General features: G+C 53.6%; 18 protein-coding genes. 14 read left to right on the top strand and 4 right to left on the bottom strand.

Translation table 11 applies throughout. The features are described from left to right. Positions 1-17: 17 nt before the first annotated feature. From FYC48_RS16215 to FYC48_RS16160, 12 genes are all read left to right on the top strand, one after another. Positions 18-1,172 carry a glycosyltransferase gene (locus FYC48_RS16215; protein WP_149497780.1) on the top strand — a complete coding sequence of 385 codons (1,155 nt, stop codon included), beginning with the start codon at positions 18-20 and terminating at the stop codon, positions 1,170-1,172. Further along, the gene (locus tag FYC48_RS16210; protein ID WP_149497779.1) at positions 1,162-2,157 is read left to right on the top strand and encodes a sulfotransferase; all 996 of its coding nucleotides are present in this window, start codon (positions 1,162-1,164) and stop codon (positions 2,155-2,157) included. Before FYC48_RS16215 ends, FYC48_RS16210 begins: the two co-directional genes overlap by 11 nt. A 3-nt stretch (positions 2,158-2,160) precedes the next feature. Then, on the top strand, positions 2,161-3,132 hold the full coding sequence (locus FYC48_RS16205) for a glycosyltransferase family 10 domain-containing protein (RefSeq protein WP_149497778.1): 972 nt from the start codon (positions 2,161-2,163) through the stop codon (positions 3,130-3,132). 142 nt (positions 3,133-3,274) lie between these two features. Continuing rightward, on the top strand, positions 3,275-4,075 hold the full coding sequence (locus tag FYC48_RS16200; protein ID WP_160149573.1) for a sulfotransferase family protein: 801 nt from the start codon (positions 3,275-3,277) through the stop codon (positions 4,073-4,075). A gap of 49 nt (positions 4,076-4,124) precedes the next feature. Then, on the top strand, positions 4,125-5,090 hold the full coding sequence (locus tag FYC48_RS16195; RefSeq protein WP_149497776.1) for a glycosyltransferase family 2 protein: 966 nt from the start codon (positions 4,125-4,127) through the stop codon (positions 5,088-5,090). A gap of 14 nt (positions 5,091-5,104) precedes the next feature. Then, positions 5,105-6,124, top strand: a complete 1,020-nt coding sequence (locus FYC48_RS16190; protein ID WP_149497775.1) for a glycosyltransferase family 2 protein — start codon at positions 5,105-5,107, stop codon at positions 6,122-6,124. 41 nt (positions 6,125-6,165) lie between these two features. Next, positions 6,166-7,323: a glycosyltransferase family 4 protein gene (locus FYC48_RS16185; protein ID WP_149497774.1), complete on the top strand. Its 1,158-nt coding sequence runs from the start codon at positions 6,166-6,168 to the stop codon at positions 7,321-7,323. A 41-nt stretch (positions 7,324-7,364) separates the two neighbouring features. After that, positions 7,365-8,390 carry a glycosyltransferase family 2 protein gene (locus FYC48_RS16180; RefSeq protein ID WP_160149571.1) on the top strand — a complete coding sequence of 342 codons (1,026 nt, stop codon included), beginning with the start codon at positions 7,365-7,367 and terminating at the stop codon, positions 8,388-8,390. A gap of 10 nt (positions 8,391-8,400) precedes the next feature. After that, complete coding sequence (locus FYC48_RS16175) at positions 8,401-9,585, top strand: glycosyltransferase family 4 protein (RefSeq protein WP_149497772.1); 1,185 nt, start codon at positions 8,401-8,403, stop codon at positions 9,583-9,585. Between the two features lie 50 nt (positions 9,586-9,635). Then, a complete protein-coding gene (locus tag FYC48_RS16170) occupies positions 9,636-10,847 on the top strand; it encodes a glycosyltransferase family 4 protein (protein ID WP_160149570.1) in 1,212 nt (403 codons plus the stop codon). Then, positions 10,844-12,265 (top strand): hypothetical protein, encoded by a 1,422-nt coding sequence (locus FYC48_RS16165; RefSeq protein ID WP_149497770.1) that lies wholly within the window; start codon positions 10,844-10,846, stop codon positions 12,263-12,265. The genes FYC48_RS16170 and FYC48_RS16165 overlap by 4 nt, the downstream gene beginning before the upstream one ends. 48 nt (positions 12,266-12,313) lie before the next feature. Continuing rightward, positions 12,314-12,892, top strand: coding sequence for an LbetaH domain-containing protein (locus tag FYC48_RS16160; RefSeq protein WP_149497769.1), 579 nt, complete (start codon positions 12,314-12,316; stop codon positions 12,890-12,892). Between the two features lie 128 nt (positions 12,893-13,020). On the opposite strand, the gene FYC48_RS16155 is transcribed toward FYC48_RS16160, so the two are convergent. Beyond that, entirely contained in the window at positions 13,021-13,935 is a 915-nt protein-coding gene (locus tag FYC48_RS16155) for a glycosyltransferase family 2 protein (protein ID WP_160149569.1), read from the bottom strand. A 436-nt stretch (positions 13,936-14,371) separates the two neighbouring features. Between FYC48_RS16155 and FYC48_RS16150 the strand changes: the two genes are divergently transcribed. Further along, positions 14,372-15,100: a putative signal transducing protein gene (locus FYC48_RS16150; RefSeq protein ID WP_149497767.1), complete on the top strand. Its 729-nt coding sequence runs from the start codon at positions 14,372-14,374 to the stop codon at positions 15,098-15,100. A gap of 171 nt (positions 15,101-15,271) precedes the next feature. Beyond that, positions 15,272-16,120, top strand: a complete 849-nt coding sequence (locus FYC48_RS16145; RefSeq protein ID WP_149497766.1) for an endonuclease/exonuclease/phosphatase family protein — start codon at positions 15,272-15,274, stop codon at positions 16,118-16,120. A 244-nt stretch (positions 16,121-16,364) separates the two neighbouring features. Here the strand turns inward: FYC48_RS16145 and FYC48_RS16140 are convergent, their stop codons facing one another. The 3 genes from FYC48_RS16140 to FYC48_RS16130 form a co-directional block, all read right to left on the bottom strand. Continuing rightward, positions 16,365-17,237, bottom strand: a complete 873-nt coding sequence (locus tag FYC48_RS16140; protein WP_149497765.1) for a hypothetical protein — start codon at positions 17,235-17,237, stop codon at positions 16,365-16,367. Positions 17,238-17,341: 104 nt separating this feature from the next. Beyond that, complete coding sequence (locus FYC48_RS16135) at positions 17,342-18,079, bottom strand: cysteine hydrolase family protein (protein ID WP_149497764.1); 738 nt, start codon at positions 18,077-18,079, stop codon at positions 17,342-17,344. Between the two features lie 220 nt (positions 18,080-18,299). After that, complete coding sequence (locus FYC48_RS16130) at positions 18,300-19,553, bottom strand: Zn-dependent hydrolase (protein ID WP_149497763.1); 1,254 nt, start codon at positions 19,551-19,553, stop codon at positions 18,300-18,302. Positions 19,554-19,555: the final 2 nt, after the last annotated feature.

Genomic DNA, 19,555 nt, shown 5'->3' with positions numbered 1-19,555 from the left:
CATCGCCACTCCTCCAGATGACATCGACAGATTCCGATATCGCTGTGACTGCCCAGCATCACGAGCAATTGATGACGTCAACACCACCGAATCGTCTTCGACAACGGCTCGGTTGCTGGTTGCATGAACGCTGGCGTGCAGAAGTGATTCTGCGGGCACCTCACTTGGCGGCGCGACTGGGCTGGACCTGGATGGATCTTCACAATCGGCGAGAACACCTCACTCGATTGCCGGATTCCGAAATACGCATTTGCCAATGGCAAGATTCATCGAAGTTTACGATCGCGCGCGTCTTCCCGAGAGTCGCCAGCCGTCTGCTAGAGCACTGTTTGAAGCTCAATCCGATTTCGCTGCAGACTTCGGCGAGAAAGCCTGGATCCAATCTCGAAGCATCGGTACTCATTGCGATCGGTGGTGACGACCGACTGCCACTACTGAGCATGGTTCTGCGGTCCTTGTTATCGCAAGTCCGCGCCGAAATCGAAATTGTCGTCTGCGAATCGGGCCCCACGGCAAGCCTGCAAAACTCGCTTCCTGAATGCATTCGCTACTGCCACCTACCTCGTAACGCGACGGACGGATTCAATAAGAGTCGGGCACTTAATCGTGCCGCCGAACTTGCGCGAGGCCGTGTGCTGTTTATCCATGATGCGGACTATCTTGTTCCACAAAACTATCTCGCCGAAACCCTCGGCCTTCTCGGTGATGCAGACGGGATTCGGCCTTGTCGACTGTTGTTCCACGCATCTCGATCGATGACTGATCAAATTATCCAGCGTCAATCGTTGTCGACTTGCCTAGAGCTGGAAGCCATTGTTGAGAACAATCCGACGCCGATTGCGGTCACGGCAAACGCCTACCAAAGAATCGGTGGACATGACGAGGATTACTCTGGGTGGGGTGGCGAGGACACCGAATTCCTCTCACGTCTGCGTACCGGCCACGTGATCGAAGGCGGAACATCGTTTGGCATTCATCTATGGCATCCGCCTGCCCGGAAAAAGGTATCCGGACATCGCAATCGTAGTCTTCATGAACGCAAAATGCGGCGTTCGGCTGAAACACGGATTCACGAGCTACGCACGACGGGACAATTCGCCGCCAAGGAAAGTCAAAAGATAACTCGCCTCAAAAGATACGAATCTTCCAACGAGGTCGTCAGTGGGCTTTAAACTAACGATCGGTCGCCTGCGTGACGCCTGGTCAAAATATCCCCAAGTCCGGCGTCAACTGTATCAGTTCCCGCCTGGGAAACCGATTTTCATCGCTGGTACACATCGCAGTGGCACGACTTGGTTCGCCCAAATGCTAGCCGAACCTGGACTATGGTACGTCCACGAACCCTTCAATCCCAACAAGGGATATTGGTCTGAAGAATTCACGTCGCTCGCGTTTGATCAACGAAACCAAAACGTCGACGCCTACTTTCGGCGTTTGCTTTCCGGCCAGCATCGCGACACTTCGGCAAACACCGACACCGATCATCCGTTAATGCCACTGCGACTCTTTCGGCAACCGATCCGGCGAATGATGATCAAAGATCCCTTAGCATGCTTGATGACGGGATACTTTGCCGCCAACTTCGACGTGTGTCCTTTGGTTCTCTTCCGACACCCCGCAGGTTTTGTCTCCAGCATCCTCCGCCTCCGCTGGCCGATAGGGAAATTTCTCCAGGACTTTGCCTCTCGGGAGTCTTTGCTAGTTGAGCATCTATCGCCGTATCGCGGACTCCTGGTAAAACATCAGCACGATGACAACGCGGCGGCAGCGACTGTTTTGCACGGTGTACTCAACACGGTGATGTGGAATCAAATTCAAAAGAATGCAAAGATCGCTTACCATTTCTTCGAGGATCTATGTGCCAACCCATTGGAGCGATTTCGCGAGATTTTCGATGCGATTGGCTTGCCTTATAGCGACGCGACACGGCAACGACACGAGACGCTCTGCCACCAAGGCCCGAAAGATCCTCGCTTGTACCGAACACATGCCGTCGCTCGTAACAGCCTTGCGATGGCGAATAGTTGGCGATCGCAACTCGCACCATCAACGGTTGACCGAATCCGCGATGTTTGGAACCAATTCGATTTGCCGATTTATCGATCGGATGAACATTGGGATGTCCGCTCCGCCGCCTTGGAAGCATGTGTGGACTAGCCGATGATCAGTTCCGACGTCATTCGAATCGATTGCCAGGGATTAAAACTTCCCCAAACGACCATTGAGGTGTCGGTAGCTGACTTGAAGTTCCAATTCGTGCTTTCGGATTCAAGGCGTCGTAAGACCGCATTCCACGCCGGTCTCTTTTTTAATCAAGCGGCCTACAACGAATCGGTGTTTCGTTACCCAATCGATCAACGCTTCTGCGCCCTCGTCGAAAGTCCCATCAATCCTTGTTTCGAAACTGTCGAAGTCTTGAAGAAGCGATTTACGACGATCTACACGCATCAATCGGATTTGCTGGCCAGCGACACCGTTTTCAAACCGCTGTACTTTGGCACTAACTGGATTCGGGTCCGAAACGATGAAGACGCATTCGCCAACCTTCAGCATCATCCGAAAAAGACCAAGCTAGCGTCATTCATCGGTAGCATCGAACATCACGATGTCGGCGCGTACCAGTTCCGTCGTCAGATAGCCGAGGAGTGCATCCGCAATCAAGCGATCGACTGTTTTGGTAAAGGCATTCATCCCATCACGAGTAAAGATGAAGCGCTTCGAGACTATCGTTTTTCGGTCGCAATGGAAAACACCGCTTCGGATCTCTACTTTTCCGAAAAGCTAATCGACTGTTTCTTGTCAGAGACCGTTCCCATCTACTTCGGCTGCCCCTCGATCGACTTATTGTTCGATCCACGAGGCATGTTGCGATTCGATAACAAGAAGACGTTCCAGCAGTGCCTCACCCACCTATCGCCCACGACGTACGAATCGATGCGTCCCTATCTATTGGCGAATAAACAAAAAGCGATCGCCCGAGATTGGCATTCTCATCGAGGTTTACTCCGCCGGGTCGCCGCCGCACTTCCGGAATGTGTCGTCAGTGCCCGACCGGTCGTCACAAAGGTTAGCTCGATGCGTCGACTTTCGCGAAAAATCAAGTCGTTGCTGCATCGGCAAACCGTCCATTAGCAGCTCGTTCATTTCCACGCTCGAACTAACGGCCGTGACCCCATCAGGCGACTGCCTGCCCCAGATCGCTACACTCCACGAATTGCACGATCCATCGGGTCGCAATCTCCACAATGTGTGCGATCGCTCATTTACCCTTCCGGTGAAGGAGGCAGTCGTCAACAAAGGCCACCGGTTTGTCTTTTGCGTCGGAATGCGTCGTGGGGGCTCGACGCTACAGTCGCAGTTGGTCGCCGCGATTCTTGGGCAACCATCGGTCCAGCTCGTTTCACAAGACTCCGTCCAACGGTTTCTACGCACCCATCGGAACACCGATCACGTCGTCATCGCCAAGACACATCGGTACCTACCAGAGGCTGTTGAACTCGCTCGCGCCGGAGAAGCCCAGATTGTCTACACCTACCGCGACCTTCGCGATGTCGTTGCTTCGATTGTCACCAAGTATTCGATCCCCGCGTTTGCCTTTGTCCATGGCGGCCTCGATCGATTGATGGACGAATATGAGGCTTGGACCTCTATCGAAGGGATCTACCTCGCAAAATACGAAGCGATGATTGCCGACCTACCTGCCGAAACAAGCCGGCTCGCGAAGTTTCTCGGAGTTCGACTGTCGAAGTCCCAAGCTCAAGCGATCGCTGAAGCGCACTGTCTGGAGCAACAACGAACCAAGATTCGGCGACACGCGGCCGATGATGGATCGGGTCGAAATCGGTTTCATTCCGAAACGTTGTTGCACATCGATCATATCCAAGGTGGCGGAATGGGACGTCATCGTGAGACACTTTCTGCCCCGATTGTTGCGGCATTGGAATGGCAATCTCGGCGATGGATGAAAGTCAACGGCTACCGCCCGCAATTCAGTCGCCCGGCTCAGTATTCGGCACACATGTTGTTCACATTAAAGTCTGCACTCCATCGCTGCAAAAGTTTCCGAATTCGATGATAAGCGTGGAAGCCGTTCGAAAGAATCTTGCTGACTCGGAACTAATTCATTGAGCCCGACTTCGCCTCCGCTGGTTTCAACGATCATTCCGGTATTCAATCGGCCTCGTCTGGTCACCAAGGCTGTCGAATCAGTCTTGTCGCAAACCTATCAATCGACTGAAGTGATCTTGGTTGACGATGGCAGCACTGACGAAACCCCGGAAGTGTTGTCAAGACTGGTATCCGATCATCCCGGTGTCGTCCACCGGATCCGACAAGACAATGCCGGACCGGGTGTGGCACGCAATGCAGGGCTTCGTTTAGCACAGGGCGATTTTATACAGTATCTCGACAGCGATGACTTGTTGCATCCAGATAAGTTTGAGGTCCAAGTCCGCGCCCTGACGGCAGTCTCCGAAGCCGATGTTTGCTACTGCGTTACTCTTCGGCGTGAATCAAAGTCAGGACAGTTGCGTCCCTGGGCGAGAACGAACCAAACGATCGAGAACTTGTTTCCTTCGTTTCTCCCCAAACGCGGTTGGGCGACGCTCACTCCGCTTTGGAGACGACACGTTTGTGATTTGATCGGTCCATGGAAACCACTTCGAATGATGGAAGACTGGGAACATGACCTCCGCGCTGGGCTCTGCAACGTCAAAGCCATCAGCGTACCACAAGCACTATGCACGGTTGTCGATCACGATGAACATCGTGCCAGTGGATTGAACGACGGTTTCACTCGCGAACGGACCCTGGACCTCTATCTTGCTCATCGATCGATTTGGAACCTGATGCGAGACGCCGGCAAGACTGATTGGTCCTATGTAGGCGACTTGAGCCGGACGATGTTTTGGATCGCGCGAATGTGTGGTCGACACCAATTGTCCGAGGAAGCCGACGAAGCATTGGATCTCACCGATCAAATGACGTCGCTCAACCAACAGCCGAGCCGGACGACGTACTTTCGAAAACTACGGCGAGTGTTTGGATGGACATTGACCGTCAAGATCGCTGAAACTTTGAAGAAACGGTAGTCGAGCGTTTTTCCATGCTTGCTAATTGCGAGATAAAAACTCCCCGTGTTTCCGTCGTGATGAGTTGCTTCAACGACGAAACCACGATCAAGAAATCGTTACGGTCGATCCAACGGCAAACGTTGCTGGACTGGGAACTCATCGTGATCAATGACGGATCGACCGATCAAAGTGGCACGATCCTGGACGAAGCGGCTTCCCTGGATGCGCGTATACGAGTCGTTCATCAAGCAAACGTTGGATTGACCCGAGCCCTGATTCGCGGGTGCGATCTGGCTCAGGCCCCGTTTATCGCGAGGCAAGACGCGGATGACGAATCAGCCCCCGCACGACTCGAACAACAACTCGATCGGATCCAGAGTGATGCCAAAATCGGTTTTGTCTCCTGTTTTACCGACTATGTCGGTCCAGAAGGCGAGTTCATGTGTCGTGTGAGACGTCCGCAAGACGACTGTGTTGCGACCCATCAGTTGCTCAATGACCGCGTCGGGCCGCCGGCGCATGGGACGGTGATGTTTCGCCGGCAAACCTACGTTAATGTCGGTGGATATCGAGCCCCATTCTACTTTGCGCAAGACGCGGACCTATGGCTACGAATGGCGGAGGTGTCCCACGTCAGCTATCTCGAAGATGTCTTGTACCGCTTCACCTTCCGTCCGGAGAGCATTACCGGCACCCGTCGCGACATCCAAGCACGCTTTGGTATCCTCGGTCAACAATGTCGCTTGGCCCGGCAGAATGGGCAGGACGAGCAACCGATATTGGAGCAAGCAGAACGGTTAACGCTTCAAGTCCGACGAGACTTCACGCTTGATGCTTCAGCGTCCTCTTGGCGGAAGAATGTTCAATCTGTGAATACCGACTACTTGATCGGATCACAGTTGGTTCGCAATCGTGACGGGCGGGCGGTGTGTTACTTGAAACGCGTACTGCGGCGACATCCGTCACATTTACGATCCTGGTATCGATTACTGCAATCGTACACCAACCGATGTCTGGGCCGCCAAACGATCGTTCACAACGATAGAACGTGAAGCAACCTGTCAATCTTTCTCTACCAAACGTGGATACGAAAATGCGTATCTTGACGGTAGCCAATGTCCCGGCGGATCCCGACAGCGGTGCCGCAGGAACGGTCTATCACACCAACGTGGCATTACGTCAATTGGGGCATGACGTCGACGAGCTATGGGACGCCCAACTCGGTCCCCGACGAATCCGCCACGGAAATTTGCACTCTCTTATCGAACAACCGTTGGCCTATCGCCGAGCAGTCCTCCGAGCGACCGAACAGAAACCATACGATGCCGTCATGATCAGCCAGCCCCAGGGGTATCTGGCTGCCAAGGCACTGCGTCATTGTGGCTTTTCCGGCGTCGTCATCAATCGCAGCCACGGCCTTGAACTTCGAGTCAACTCGGTCTTGCCGGTTTGGCATCGTCAACTTGGAGTCCCGGCGTCTCGCCATCCGATGTTGACGCGGGCATTACGTCCGTTTTTGAAACGACAATGGACTGAATCAATTCGTTGGTTCGACGGAGTCGTTCTTCCCAGTCATGACGATCGCGATTTCTTGGAACAACACCTGCTCGGGTTTCCCCAAGTTTTGACGACGATTCATCATGGCGTCCCCGATCTATTTTTGGACCATCCACGACCAGACATGACCGACGATCGCCGACAGCGTTTACTGTTTGTCGGCCAGCATTCGTTTATCAAAGGGCCTGACCTACTGGTAGAAATCGTGAACCGTGTCCTCACCGAGTCTCCCGGCCTATCGATGACATGGGTGACGTCAGAAGAGGCTCATCGTTGGATCTTGGATCGCCTATCGGATACCGTTTCCGATCGAGTTAAGTTGCATGGTTGGGTTGATCAATCGAGGTTACTTCCGCTATTCGACCGACACGGTATTTTCGTATTCCCTTCATTTTTCGAGGGCGCGGGAAAAGCTTGTATCGAAGCACTCGCTCGCGGATTAAATGTGGTTGCCTCGGATACCGGCGGCATGCGGGACCATCTTTCGCGTGTCCAACCCGATGGATGCTGCCCTATCGGCGACGTCGACGCCTTCTGTCGTCAAATCTTGAAATATTCGCGTTCGTCGACGCCACTTAATAACCATGCGATCCAATACTGTCGATCGTTGACCTGGCGTAATTGTGCGCGGCAGCTCGTCCAGTTTTTCCGGCAATGCGAACACGAAAAGACGACGGCCCTGCAGATGCAGTGACGCATGTCTTCCAGATTTAAACAATCGATACGACGACCAAAGTGGCAAATCAATTTTCGAGCCTGATTTCGATCGTGATTCCTACCTATGGTCGCGACGCTGTCTTGATCCAGACGATTTGTTCGTTGTTGGAATTGGCACATCCCGCGAATGAGATTCTGATCGTTGACCAATCGATGACGCATGACGAACCGACAGAGCGGCAACTGTCCGACTGGGCACACGGTCAGACGATTCGCTGGATTCGACGTCGATCTCCTTCGATCACGGCTGCGATGAACGATGGATTGCGTCAAGCGCGTTCGAAGCTCGTTCTATTTCTCGACGATGATATCAAGCCCCGGTCAGAACTTGTCCGAATTCATCGAGACGCCCATGTGTCCGATGAAAATCTCTGGGCCACCGTCGGGCAAATTGTCCAGCCATGGCAAAGTCCCGAAGATCGACCGGCCCCGAAAAAGCTGAGTGGCCTCCGAGTCGACGAAGACTTTCCATTTCACTCCAGCCGCAATTCAAGTTTGCAAAATGTGATGGCTGGAAATCTATGTGTCAAACGCCATCACGCGATCGCCCTGGGCGGCTTTGACGAAAACTTTATCGGATCGGCCTTCCGTTTCGAAACCGAGTTCGCCCATCGGTTGACCAAAGCCGGTGGGCTAATCCGCTTTTTAGGTGACGCCGGTATCGACCACTTGCGGGCCGATCATGGTGGCACGCGAGACAAAGGCAGCCATCTGACAAGTATGGATCCTCGACATGGGATCGGCGATCACTACTTCGCGCTACTACATTCGCCCAGCCCGTTGTCTGCCTATGTTTATTGTGCGCGGCGGACTTTAAGAGAGATCCGTACCAAATTCCATCTACGCCATCCGTGGTGGATCCCTGCCAAACTTATCGGTGAATGCCGAGCCTTTTTGGGTGCGTTGCGTTTACTGCGACAAAAGCGAAAGCATCTGACACCGGCCTCAGATTCACGCGCGATCGATGTCCAGCGGTCACTCGCGAAGCCACCACATGCGGACTCGGACATCCGATCGCCTCGGTCATCATCTCGCATCGCCTAGCGATTGATCCGTGAAAATTGCATTCGTGACCAGTCACCCGATCCAGTACCAGGTACCGATCTTTCGTCACTTGGCTGCCCGCGAAGATATGAGATTTGTCGCCATGTTTGCGATGGTGCCGGATGCGAGTCGTCAAGGCGTTGGATTTGGAATTGACTTCGAATGGGACATTCCACTTCTCGAAGGCTACGACTACGAAGTACTTCAAAATGTTTCGAAGTGCCCCAGTGTGGTCAACTTCTCGGGATGTGACACTCCGCGAATCGCTCAGACACTGCTCGACCAACAAATCGATGCGGTCGTCGTTAACGGATGGGTTGTCAAAAGTTGCCTACAAACGCTTCGTGCTTGCCGTCGCAACAAGCTCCCCTGCATCGTTCGTGGGGAGTCGAATCATCTTCGTCCTCGACCTTGGTGGAAAAGGCTTGCCCAACGAAAACTCGTTCGCCAATTTGATGCCTATCTTTCCATCGGAAACGCAAATCGCGAGTTCTATCAGAGCTATGGCGTGACGGATCAGTCCCTATTCGACGCTCGTTATTGTGTCGAGAACGAACGTTTTTTTGAAGCTTCAGCATCTCTTCGGGGACAGCGAGCTGAACTAAGGCGATCTTGGGGGGTTCCACCCGGAGCAACTTGTTTTCTGTTTTGTGGAAAGTTTGAGGCGAAGAAGCACCCCATCGAACTGCTCCATTCGTTTCGCGAGGCGTACCTTTCAAATCACTCCGATCGGCCCATCTATTTGTTGATGGTCGGCGACGGTGAATTACGAAGTGAATGCGAACAAATCGTGGAGCGATATCGGCTTCCAGTCACGTTCACCGGTTTTCTGAATCAATCGGAAATCGTCGCAAGTTACATCGCATCTGATTGCTTAGTGCTGCCGTCCGATCATGGGGAAACGTGGGGGCTGGTCGTCAATGAAGCGATGGCATGCGGTATGCCGGCCATCGTTAGTTCTCAAGTGGGATGCCAAAGTGATCTAGTTCGTGACCACGAAACGGGATTTGTTTTTGACTTTGGCGACTGGCCCATGTTGACTCGTGTGATACTTGAAGCCGCATCGGACCGATCGCGATTACGTCAGTTGGGACAGGCCGCACAAACTTTGATCGGCGACTACTCTCCCTCATCAGCCGCCGATGGCATCGTTTCCGCGGCGCGATGGGCGCTGTCCCACGGGAGCACGAATTAGTGATCCGCGTCTGCCTAGTTGAAACCGCGATGCCGGGAACGAGAGGCAGCATGCGCCGTTACGCAGATTTAGTCGAATCGTCGTTGCGGAACCACGATGAGTTTTCGATCTCACGATGCTGTATCACCAAAGACACGAGCTCCACGCCGCGAAAACTTCGTACGCCGATTCACCATTGGTACGCCTGGTGTGGTGCGAAACAATTGGCATGCGACCATTCGATCGACCTATTTCATTTGATCGATGGTAGCCATGGATACATCACCCAAGCGTTTACAAAGCGAACTATCATCGCCACCGTTCACGATATCATTCCTAAGCTTCAGAGCTTGGGACGTTTTGATGTCCCACGTCCGCGTCTGCTGTCACGAATGATCATCGATAGAGCGATCTCCGGGTTGCCCGACGCCGATCATCTCATTTTTGACAGCGACTGCACGCGTAACGATTGTCACTCGCTATCGGTTGGCCTTCCAACATCAGAATCGGTTATCTATCCACCGATCGAAGAAAGTTTCATCCAGACGCAGTCATCGCCCATCCCGCACAACGACGCGCCGTTCGTGTTTCATCTAGGCAACAATGGGTTTTACAAGAATCGGGCCGGCGTATTGCGGGTCTTTGCCAGAATCGGTCATCAGATCCCACACCGATTGGTAATGGCTGGCCCACCGGCGTCTGCGGATCTAATCTCGCTAGCGAAGACACTCGGTATCTCTCACCGTGTCCGGTTCCATAACGATCCGACCGACGAACAGGTTCGATCATTGTATCGCTGTGCGTCCGCATTCATCTTCCCGAGTATATATGAAGGATTTGGTTGGCCTCCCATCGAAGCCATGGCGTCAGGATGCCCTGTGGTCTGTAGCGACGGAGGTTCGCTATCCGAAGTAGTCGGGACTGCGGCTTGCGTTTGCCGAGTGGGTGATCATTCGGCGATGGCAAACTCGCTGTTCAGGGTGTTGACAGACGATACGTATCGTTCGTCGTTGATTCAACGCGGACATCAATGGAGCCAACGCTTCAGTCTTGATCAATTTGCGAAACGACTTGAAAAGGCTTACCGACAAGCGGTCCGAGCAAGCTCTGGAAAACGTGTTTCGGTTGATTCATTGACACGCGGCGCGTTGCAGATTTGTGATTCCGCCGATGCCCGCTGCGGTTCCCGAATCGAAGAAAAGGTTGGCCAAGACCTCAAACGCCACCGTCGGCGATCCGATCGCGCCACATTAAACCACGTCTCGACTAGGTCACCACAATGATACCGATCGCCTACCTAGGTTGTCTGGGGATCGCATGTTTGGTCGCGCTTACCGACTGGCGACGCGCGATTTACTGGGCAATTGCGCTCGATTTCTTACGCGACCCGGTACGTAAGTTAACTCCCGACGAACCGGTACTCATCACCGTCAGCGTCCTTGGTCTGTGGGCCATCATCACTGCCGCTGCTTGGTCTCAATCGCATCAAGAAATCAGTCGGGCAATGCGAGAACATTCGAAGATCATGTATGCATTTCGGCTGCTTTTGATCGCGATCATCCCTGGCTGTGTACTTTCGCTGGTCATGTATCCAGGTGGGTACAAGATGATGATTCTTGGTGTGGTATCTTACCTAGCTCCCTTCGCAGGGATCGTGCTCGGCTACCTCATTTCACTACGACCGAAAGAACTTGGCAAGATTTTCCAGTTTTATTGCATCGTGAACGGTATCGCCCTGGTAAGCGTCATCGGTGAATACTGTCAGTTGGGCTGGCCAGGGTTTGGCGGAATGCGTGGCATGCATTGGATTCGCTACAGCGACGGCGAAATCGTTCAACTGATTGCCGGATGGTACCGAAGTCCGGACATCATGGGATTGCATGCGGCCCAAGTCGTGATGTTCTCACTGACACTTGCACTTCATCAGCAGAAACACAAATCTCCCTTCTGGATTCTGCTCGCGATCTTTGGTTGCCTGTGTTTGCTGCTTTCCGGACGCCGCAAGATGCTCGGAATGCCACTGGTCTATGCTGCGTCGCTTGTACTACTGTGCTACTGGCGAAAAATCCTTCGCTTTCAACGCGTGATCGTACCGGTCGCGATGATGGCGATGTTGCTGGGCGGGATCTTTTTGGTGGCCACCGACCGATACGTCAGCAGTGAATACACCAACTTCGCGGGAACACTATTCACTCGTGGCGCCGCGCGTTACCAAGAACTTGTTGGTGGTTCTGTCCAACAGACTGTCGCCCAATCGGGTGTGATTGGTGCCGGAATTGGTACAGCAACGCAGGGCGCTTATCACCTCGTCAACCAAAAGGGAATGGGAAGTTGGCAAGAGGATGGAGTCAGCCGAGTCTTTCGGGAGTTAGGAATCTTTGGCGTGGTGTTCGTTGTCGTCGCGGGCGTCTATCTATTACGCGGCGTATCAGATGCGGTGACCGTTGTACCGCGAAATTGGCACGGTGCGATGTCACAGCTTAGTTTCGTCGCCATCGTGATCGCGAATTTGGCATCATTCACCGTTTCGCACCAGCAATTCAGCGGTGATCCGGCATCAGGCATCATCGTTCTTCTTCTGCTGGGGATGTCGCTTGGCATTGGCACGCTGGCGCGGCTGACCTTTCGCTCGCCCCGGCGACCACAAGTCTCAATACGACATTCGAAGCCAGGCATGGCGACGCCTTGGGGTGTGGCTTGATCTTCACCGGATAAACTGCTCGGCAACGACGTAGCCTTCTTTCTACACATGAAACAGTCCGTCAACGGGATCGACGCCAATCGCAAAACTCGTCATTGGAGTCGTCGTGAACAGATCGGCCGCGTCCTGTGGTCGATCGCCTCGCCGCTTTTTCGTTTTTCGCCTAAACCATGTTGGGCTTGGCGACGAAGTATGCTTCGGATCTTTGGAGCCAAGATCGGAAAAAATGTTCGGATCCACCCATCGGCCAAAATTTTTCTCCCACGAAACTTGTCCATCGACGACTGGTCGTCCATCGGTTTTGATTGCCTGATCTACAACCTGGGACGCTTGGAAATCGGCAAGCGAACGACGATCTCGCAACGTTCGCACCTTTGTGGCGGAACGCACGACTATCGCCAAACCAGCTTGCCATTGATCAAATCAGCCATTGTGATCGGTGATGACGCCTGGGTCTGTGCCGACGCATTCATAGGCCCAGGAATCACCGTTGGTAACGGCGGAATCGTCGCGGCGCGAGCGGTCGCCGTTTCCCCGGTCGTCCCTTGGACGATTGTCGGCGGAAACCCTGCCCGTTGGATTAAACAGCGTCCGGTTCTCAACGACGAATCCGATTTATCTGACTAAGGTTTCGTCAATATCTGGAATTGGGATTAGCCACATGGCGTTTGCCATGCCTTCGGTGCAATAACCGAGACGTACACCCAACGGCTGATGTGCCGAACCGAAACATTTGGTCTAGCCGGAGCACCAGGCTATCTCGTCGCTGTCGGCCACTTAGCCGAAGGTCGTTCTTTCCGCATCGCAACCGTCTGAGTCGCCGGTGTTGCGATTCGTGTCTGGGTTCGCAGACGCTCCCACTTCTTGGTCACGATCATCTGCTCGTAGCAGGCCATCATCCTGCAAAACTGCAGTCCGGCAGTTCCATCCAAGAAGCCGCGTTTGATGATGTACTGGTAAAAGAATCTGGCGCCACTTCGAAACGGCAGTCGACGCGAGAGCGATCGCACTGCGGCCCTTCGTTGACTTGCGTCTTGCGACACCAATTGTCGCCAATTTAGGTTCGCTTCTTTTTGGCACTCTAGCCAAGCTTCGCGTTCGGCGTAGCGAATATGCCTTCCCCACCAATCACCTAGTCCACGACTGAACGGTGCGTGGATAAACGCTTCTGGAATCACCCCGATCGTCCCGTTGACCTTCGGCACGGGAACTTCCCCGTGCCCTTGGTCGGTGAATTGTACGAACCCGTTTCGTACGACGCGCATGATCCACACCGGAAAACCATCGCTGTAGCGGAGCCAACGTCCGGCGAACATTGTTTTGCGACATGTTCGAAAGGCGACTGTCTGTGAAGTTGCACGGGCAGCACTTCGCTGCACCTGCTGGGCGAATGCAGGAGTGCTGGCTTCATCGGCATCTAACATCAAGACCCATTCGTTTTGCAACTCAGCATTCGCGAGTGCCCAATTCCGCTGTGTCGCGAATGATTCGAACGAATGCTGCACGATACGAGCCCCGAATTGTTCTGCCACCGCGACCGTGTTGTCTGTCGATTGATCATCGACGACGACGACTTCATCGGCCCAACGCAAAGAAGCTAAACAGGTGCCGAGGATCGATGCTTCGTTTTTCGCAAGTACAACCACAGAAATCGGGTGGCCCAACGACATGGCGTGGCACTCAAAGGGTGAAACAGAAGGCGATGCGAACGTTCTCGGCATCCTTTCGGATGCACTTGTCCTAGATCGTTGCTGTTTCTTGCCAGTCGTGACTCGGTGAGGTTTGATTGACCGCATCCCCTAACCCACCGCTTGTTAGAATCGCTTTAAAACGGTCACTCGCGCCTTGATTCATATCCGTTCGAGCCTCGGAAACCTGTCGCTCTCTCTATGCTGGTTAGGCGAATGCCTCTTCGAAGCCGGTGGTCCAAATACAAGAAAGCCGGTCCTGCGTCAGCAAAAACTGGGAACGAACGAGAAATCACCGCAAAGGTCGCCGGAGCCCGAGTTGGCCCACACGGGATGTCGGACGCGGTCGAATCCCGTCGGAAGATCTATCCACCGACGTGATTAACATGGAACAACAGAGCATTATTGGTGAATCACGATGTCCACTCAGAATCAGTTTTGTGTCCTACGCGAATTCGGCGATCAATGGTCTGCCGTTGCGATCCAAAGCTTGTTGTCCGCGGCGAACATTTCATCGCACTTGGTCGGTACCGACCCCAGTACAGCCCTAAGTATGGGCGGTGCCCCGACTGATAGCTTGATTCGAGTCCGAGTCGCCGAGGAAGATCTCCCGCGGGCTCAGGCATTGCTTCGCGCTCATGACGAAGAAAAACAGCACCAGTCCGCGTGGCAGTGCGAACGGTGCGACGAACCGAATGAACCCACGTTTGAGTACTGTTGGAATTGTGACGCGGAACGTTCTCAAATTCCGGCTCGCCAGCCAACCGTCGGCGTCAATAACAATGAGGAACTCGCACCGTTCTCCACAAGCGAGCGATCAGGCTCACCGATCTTACATTCGGCGAACCCGTACGAGGCGACCGATTTGACGGGGCTTGCGAATCCCGTGATCAACCGAGAAGAAACGGAAGAATCGGTCGCCAACTATCAGTACGCGATGCGGCGTCTGATCCTCGCGTCGATTTGCACGCTGATCATCTTTCCGCCACTCCTGTCAGTGTTGTGTCTTTATCTGCTGGCAACGCTTCCCCCGCGACCACAGTCGATCCCCGTACCGTTTTATCGCCTTGCCTTTGTCTGGGGGATGATGGCGCTAAGCATTGGCTTGGGGATCATGATCCGCTTCGGATTTCTGCCGGGCTACTAAGACAGCGTTTGGTTTGATCAACGATTTACCGCATGGCGTCTGCGGCGGAGGAACGGTTTTCGCCGCGAAAATGCACGGCGACTGTTCGCTTCAATCTACTGATTCAATGTGGACGATGCACCGGCTATAATCGGCCGATCGGTATTCCCCACCTCGCGATCCTACCCAACGATGAAACGAATCTCAGCCGCGATTGCTATCGCCTGCCTCGCCATCACTTTTCCCGTGACCGCAAAAGAACCGCTGCGTGTGATGAGCTTTAACCTACGCTTCGGTTCCGCGAATGATGGTGACAACCATTGGGACAAACGCAAGTCATACGTTGCCTCGGTTGTCTCCGACTATGCTCCCGATTTGATGGGGACCCAAGAGACGCTCGCATTTCAAAAAGATTTTTTGCTCGAACAGGTTGAGGGATACGATTACTTCGGTCGCTCTCGTATGAATACGCCTAACGAGCATTGCGGTATTTTCTACAAGGCAGATCGGTTTACGAAGTTGGCCGGTGGTCACTTTTGGCTGAGTGAATCACCGGAAATTCCAGAATCAAAGAGTTGGGATTCTTCGCTCCCGCGAATGGCGACATGGGTGTTGCTTCACGACAAGAAAGGTGCCGACAAACCCATTCTATTCGTCAACACTCATTTTGATCACCGAGGTCGACAGGCACGTCTTGAATCCGCACGCTTGTTGGCCGAACGCATTAACCGGTTGCGTTCCATCGCAAGCTCACCTGTCGTCATCGTGACCGGCGACTTTAATTGCGATGCAAACAGTGAACCTTACAATGCCTTGGTTGGCCAACCGGATCTTAAAGACAGTTACCGTGACGCCAATCCCAATGTTCGGCCGAATGAAGGGACCTTCAATTCGTGGAAAGGAAGGTCGGAAGGTCCGAGAATCGATTGGATCGTTGTCTCCAAAGATGCCGTCGTGAAGGAAGCTGCGATCGTGCAGACTTCATTCAATGATCGCTACCCTTCAGACCACTACCCCATCACCGCGACGGTGTCTCCCTAACTTAGAAGCTTTTCTTCGTTCAGGAAGCGATGCCCGCAAACGTGGTGTGACGTCGCTAAATACGATCAGACGCGACTGGTCGCCACGTTTAGATTGAATGTTCGCGTTCGTCACATCAGCCGAACAGCAATCGCCTCTTTGTCGCACCGAAATCATGCGTAATTGCCCATCGACTAATCCTAACTGACCTAAAATATTGACGAAACATTCGTACCGTAGTTACCACGTCTCAGGATCACCTGCGTCAACGATAAAACTGATCGATCACTTCGAACCGATAGGTGTTTCCGAACTTACGACACTCAAAGACAGTTTTTACGATTGAATCGGGAACTCGCGCAGAGTGCTTCCGACAGTGGCTGCGTTCGAGCTTGAGCAGTTCTTCCTCGAGCGATGCTGGAAGAAACCGAACAACGTTTCGACCCGTAGTGGACACGCCAGCGCGATTAAGAATGTCACGGTCAAAGACCTGGAAGGGGCTTTTCTGTTCCCAAGAGAAGTACAATCGGGTTTCGCTTTCGGGGTGACTGTTGAAATTCCTAATGGGCATCTTCGAAAGTTGAGCAACACTTTCAATTCCCGCCTGACCGCCTCCGAAGACGCCCAGCTCGATACCGAAGTAATCGAGTTGCCTGGCGTAATCGTCTCTGTTCTTGCTATCGAATCTCAGTACCCAGCGTTGCCAACGCTCGATCGCTGGAGACGCATTTACGTCGGGGCCACTGCTGCGGCTGATGACACGTGCAAAGTCGATGTCACCTATGGTTGCATCTCGTTTGTCGGAAGACGTTGGGATTGCCGCAACCGACCGGAGAGTTTGTTCGAAACTTGGTTCCAAAAGAAAACTTACCTCGCCGATGGAGGGCAGTTCAAACTCGGATTCGTTCACGCCCATCGACGCAGAAGAAACCGTAGAGCGTACTTCCGTTGTCATCCTCGTTGGTAACGCCTTCGTACAAAGCCAAAGCACCAAGACGATCAACGTACCGCAAGACAGTAAAACGATGATCGCGGTCAGGCAAGCAGTCACTGAGTCAAACCAATTGACTGACATCGGATGGTCGGTGCCCGAACGCTGCCGCGTGTTTGACTGCTGATTAATCGATGCCGCATTCATTGGATGCCTCGCTCTGGAACACTGATCGTTGCCAAAGACAAGGGCGATTTCCAGGCGATCGCGCGAACGGACAACCATCATTTTTTGGCTTCGCACACCGGAGCTTACGCATTGACTTCGTGATATTCGGAAAGATTTTCGAGTGCCTCGTCGAGCTGAACAATTCTTGCGTAGCGGTCTCGCAGGGTTGCCAAAGAGGCATTGTGAAGTTCGCGTGTGACCGTCGCACAGCAGTCTTCTACCACGGTGACCAAGTAACCAAGATCACACGCATCGCGAACCGTCGTTTCGACACACTCGTTGGTATAGACGCCGACCACGTAAAGGGCTTCGATCCCCAAGTTCTTTAAAACATAGTGCAAGTTGGTTGACGAGAAGACACCGCTGGCTGTCTTGTTGATGACGATTTCATCTTGTTCTTCGACCGGACCGACCGACTCGATGAAGTCGGCGTCACGTGATCCCGGAGGGGCTAGCAAGCCTAAACGTCGATGCCCCTTGCTTCGATCACGGCCGTCACGCGTCAACGATTGGATTCGTGTATGGATCACTTCCAGTTGGTGCTTTCGAAACGCGTCTTGCATTCGCCGAACGCCAGGCAACACCATCGTTTCGAGTCGATTGAAGTAGTACTCCTGTGCTTCGGGCGACACGCCATGTTGGGTCGCATCACGAAAAACACCGTGACCTCGGGCCGCATCGAGATACTGCAAGTCGATGCACAACAGCGCCACCGTGCCCTTCTTGAGAAACGCTTCCTGGGCTGGGTTCTCGACGAAAGCTTCGTGATAAACGTCTTTCAGCGGATCCAAATGACCCGGCTTTGATTGGCCCGAATTCATCGATGTTTGATTTCTCGCTAGAGCAATGATGGGAGGACGAAGAGCTCGTCGTAGTGGTGTGGTCCGACTTTGTTGATCCGATTGGGAGTCTCCTGCCGGCACATCGGCAATCCCGATCAGGGCAATTCCCATTGATTGGCCGACCGAAAGTCTGGCAAACCGAGGCTCGATTCGGTCGATGCGGGCTACTTTCGTCGATCCGCAGCCGCAATCCGATCCCCTATCGGGTCATCGACAAGATTGCATGCAGAAGCAGATTCGCCCCCGCTTCGATGTCCGACCATGCGGTCCATTCGGCGGGCGAATGGCTTTGCCCATTTTTACTCGGAACGAAGACCATGCCAACCGGGACAATTCGGCCCATGATTTGTGCGTCATGGGCGGCGCCACTGGGCATGGTTTGATAGGCCAGTCCAAGATGTTTGGCTTGCTGCGTCAACTGATTGACGATCAACTCACTGCACTTGACCGGCTGAAGGTAGCTCATTTGTTCGAAATCGAACATCAGGTTTCGTCGCCGTGCGATCGCCGAAAGGGCTTTCCGCAGCGCTGCCGCTAGCTCATCAAGCGTTTCGTCACTGGTGTCACGGACATCGAGCGAAAACTCGACGAGTCCGGGCACCGTGTTGGCCGCACCGGGCATAATCTGAGCTTTTCCGATCGTCGCTCGACTCCGATCACTGCCATTCTCTTCGAGAATCCGCGGCAATTCATTGGCGAACTCCGCGAGTCCCATGAAGGCATCATTCCGCAGTTCCATCGGAGTCGTCCCGGCATGGTTTGCTTCGCCCCTCAGTCTTACCGCCCAGGTGAACAGACCAGTGATTTCGTCGACAATGCCCACGGGCTTTTGGACATGATCGAGGACCGGACCTTGCTCGATATGAAGTTCAAGATATCCGGCGATCGACTCCGGATCCCGTGCGGCATCGAGTGCTTCTCGAGCATCGTAGCCATGCCGTTTAAGCTCATCGGATAGCAGAATGCCGTTGAGATCTTTCATCGTCGCGACGGCTCCCGGATTCATCTGCCCGGCCACCGACTGCGAGCCAAACATGCCACCGAATCGCCCCTCTTCGTCACTGAACGCAATCAGTTCGACGTCGCGTTGGGGCACGATGCCGTTTTCTTTCAAGCATCGCAGACATTCCAAGCCGACGACGACGCCCAGCGTCCCGTCCAACGCGCCGGCACAGGGAACGGTATCGATATGCGATCCGACCAGGATCCGCGGTCGATCATTACCAGATTCCAAGACGGCGGACACATTGAGCGCGCCATCCTGCAGCGGCTCAAAACCGGCATCTTCAATCCGGTCTTTCAGCCACTGCTTTCCTTGCATATCCGCATCGGTAAAGGCCATCCGGTAGATGCCTTTGTCGGCGGGATCTCGGCCCAGTTCGGCGAGTTCAAGGATGTCGGTTTTGATCCGGTCAAGCTTGACTCGGAGGTCCGCTGTCACGTCTACACTCATCG

Source organism: Roseiconus lacunae (assembly GCF_008312935.1).
GTDB lineage: Bacteria > Planctomycetota > Planctomycetia > Pirellulales > Pirellulaceae > Stieleria > Stieleria lacunae.
This window is presented reverse-complemented; position numbering and strand designations above follow the sequence as displayed.

Bases quoted from the DNA above. Each gene is read 5' to 3' on its own strand.
- FYC48_RS16150 (WP_149497767.1), top strand. From the start codon at position 14,372: ATGTCCACTCAGAATCAGTTTTGTGTCCTACGCGAATTCGGCGATCAA.
- FYC48_RS16135 (WP_149497764.1), bottom strand. From the start codon at position 18,079: ATGAATTCGGGCCAATCAAAGCCGGGTCATTTGGATCCGCTGAAAGAC.
- FYC48_RS16160 (WP_149497769.1), top strand. From the start codon at position 12,314: ATGAAACAGTCCGTCAACGGGATCGACGCCAATCGCAAAACTCGTCAT.
- FYC48_RS16155 (WP_160149569.1), bottom strand. From the start codon at position 13,935: ATGTCGTTGGGCCACCCGATTTCTGTGGTTGTACTTGCGAAAAACGAA.
- FYC48_RS16190 (WP_149497775.1), top strand. From the start codon at position 5,105: ATGCTTGCTAATTGCGAGATAAAAACTCCCCGTGTTTCCGTCGTGATG.
- FYC48_RS16185 (WP_149497774.1), top strand. From the start codon at position 6,166: ATGCGTATCTTGACGGTAGCCAATGTCCCGGCGGATCCCGACAGCGGT.
- FYC48_RS16140 (WP_149497765.1), bottom strand. From the start codon at position 17,237: ATGAATGCGGCATCGATTAATCAGCAGTCAAACACGCGGCAGCGTTCG.
- FYC48_RS16130 (WP_149497763.1), bottom strand. From the start codon at position 19,553: ATGAGTGTAGACGTGACAGCGGACCTCCGAGTCAAGCTTGACCGGATC.
- FYC48_RS16170 (WP_160149570.1), top strand. From the start codon at position 9,636: ATGCGCCGTTACGCAGATTTAGTCGAATCGTCGTTGCGGAACCACGAT.
- FYC48_RS16145 (WP_149497766.1), top strand. From the start codon at position 15,272: ATGAAACGAATCTCAGCCGCGATTGCTATCGCCTGCCTCGCCATCACT.
- FYC48_RS16215 (WP_149497780.1), top strand. From the start codon at position 18: ATGACATCGACAGATTCCGATATCGCTGTGACTGCCCAGCATCACGAG.
- FYC48_RS16205 (WP_149497778.1), top strand. From the start codon at position 2,161: ATGATCAGTTCCGACGTCATTCGAATCGATTGCCAGGGATTAAAACTT.
- FYC48_RS16165 (WP_149497770.1), top strand. From the start codon at position 10,844: ATGATACCGATCGCCTACCTAGGTTGTCTGGGGATCGCATGTTTGGTC.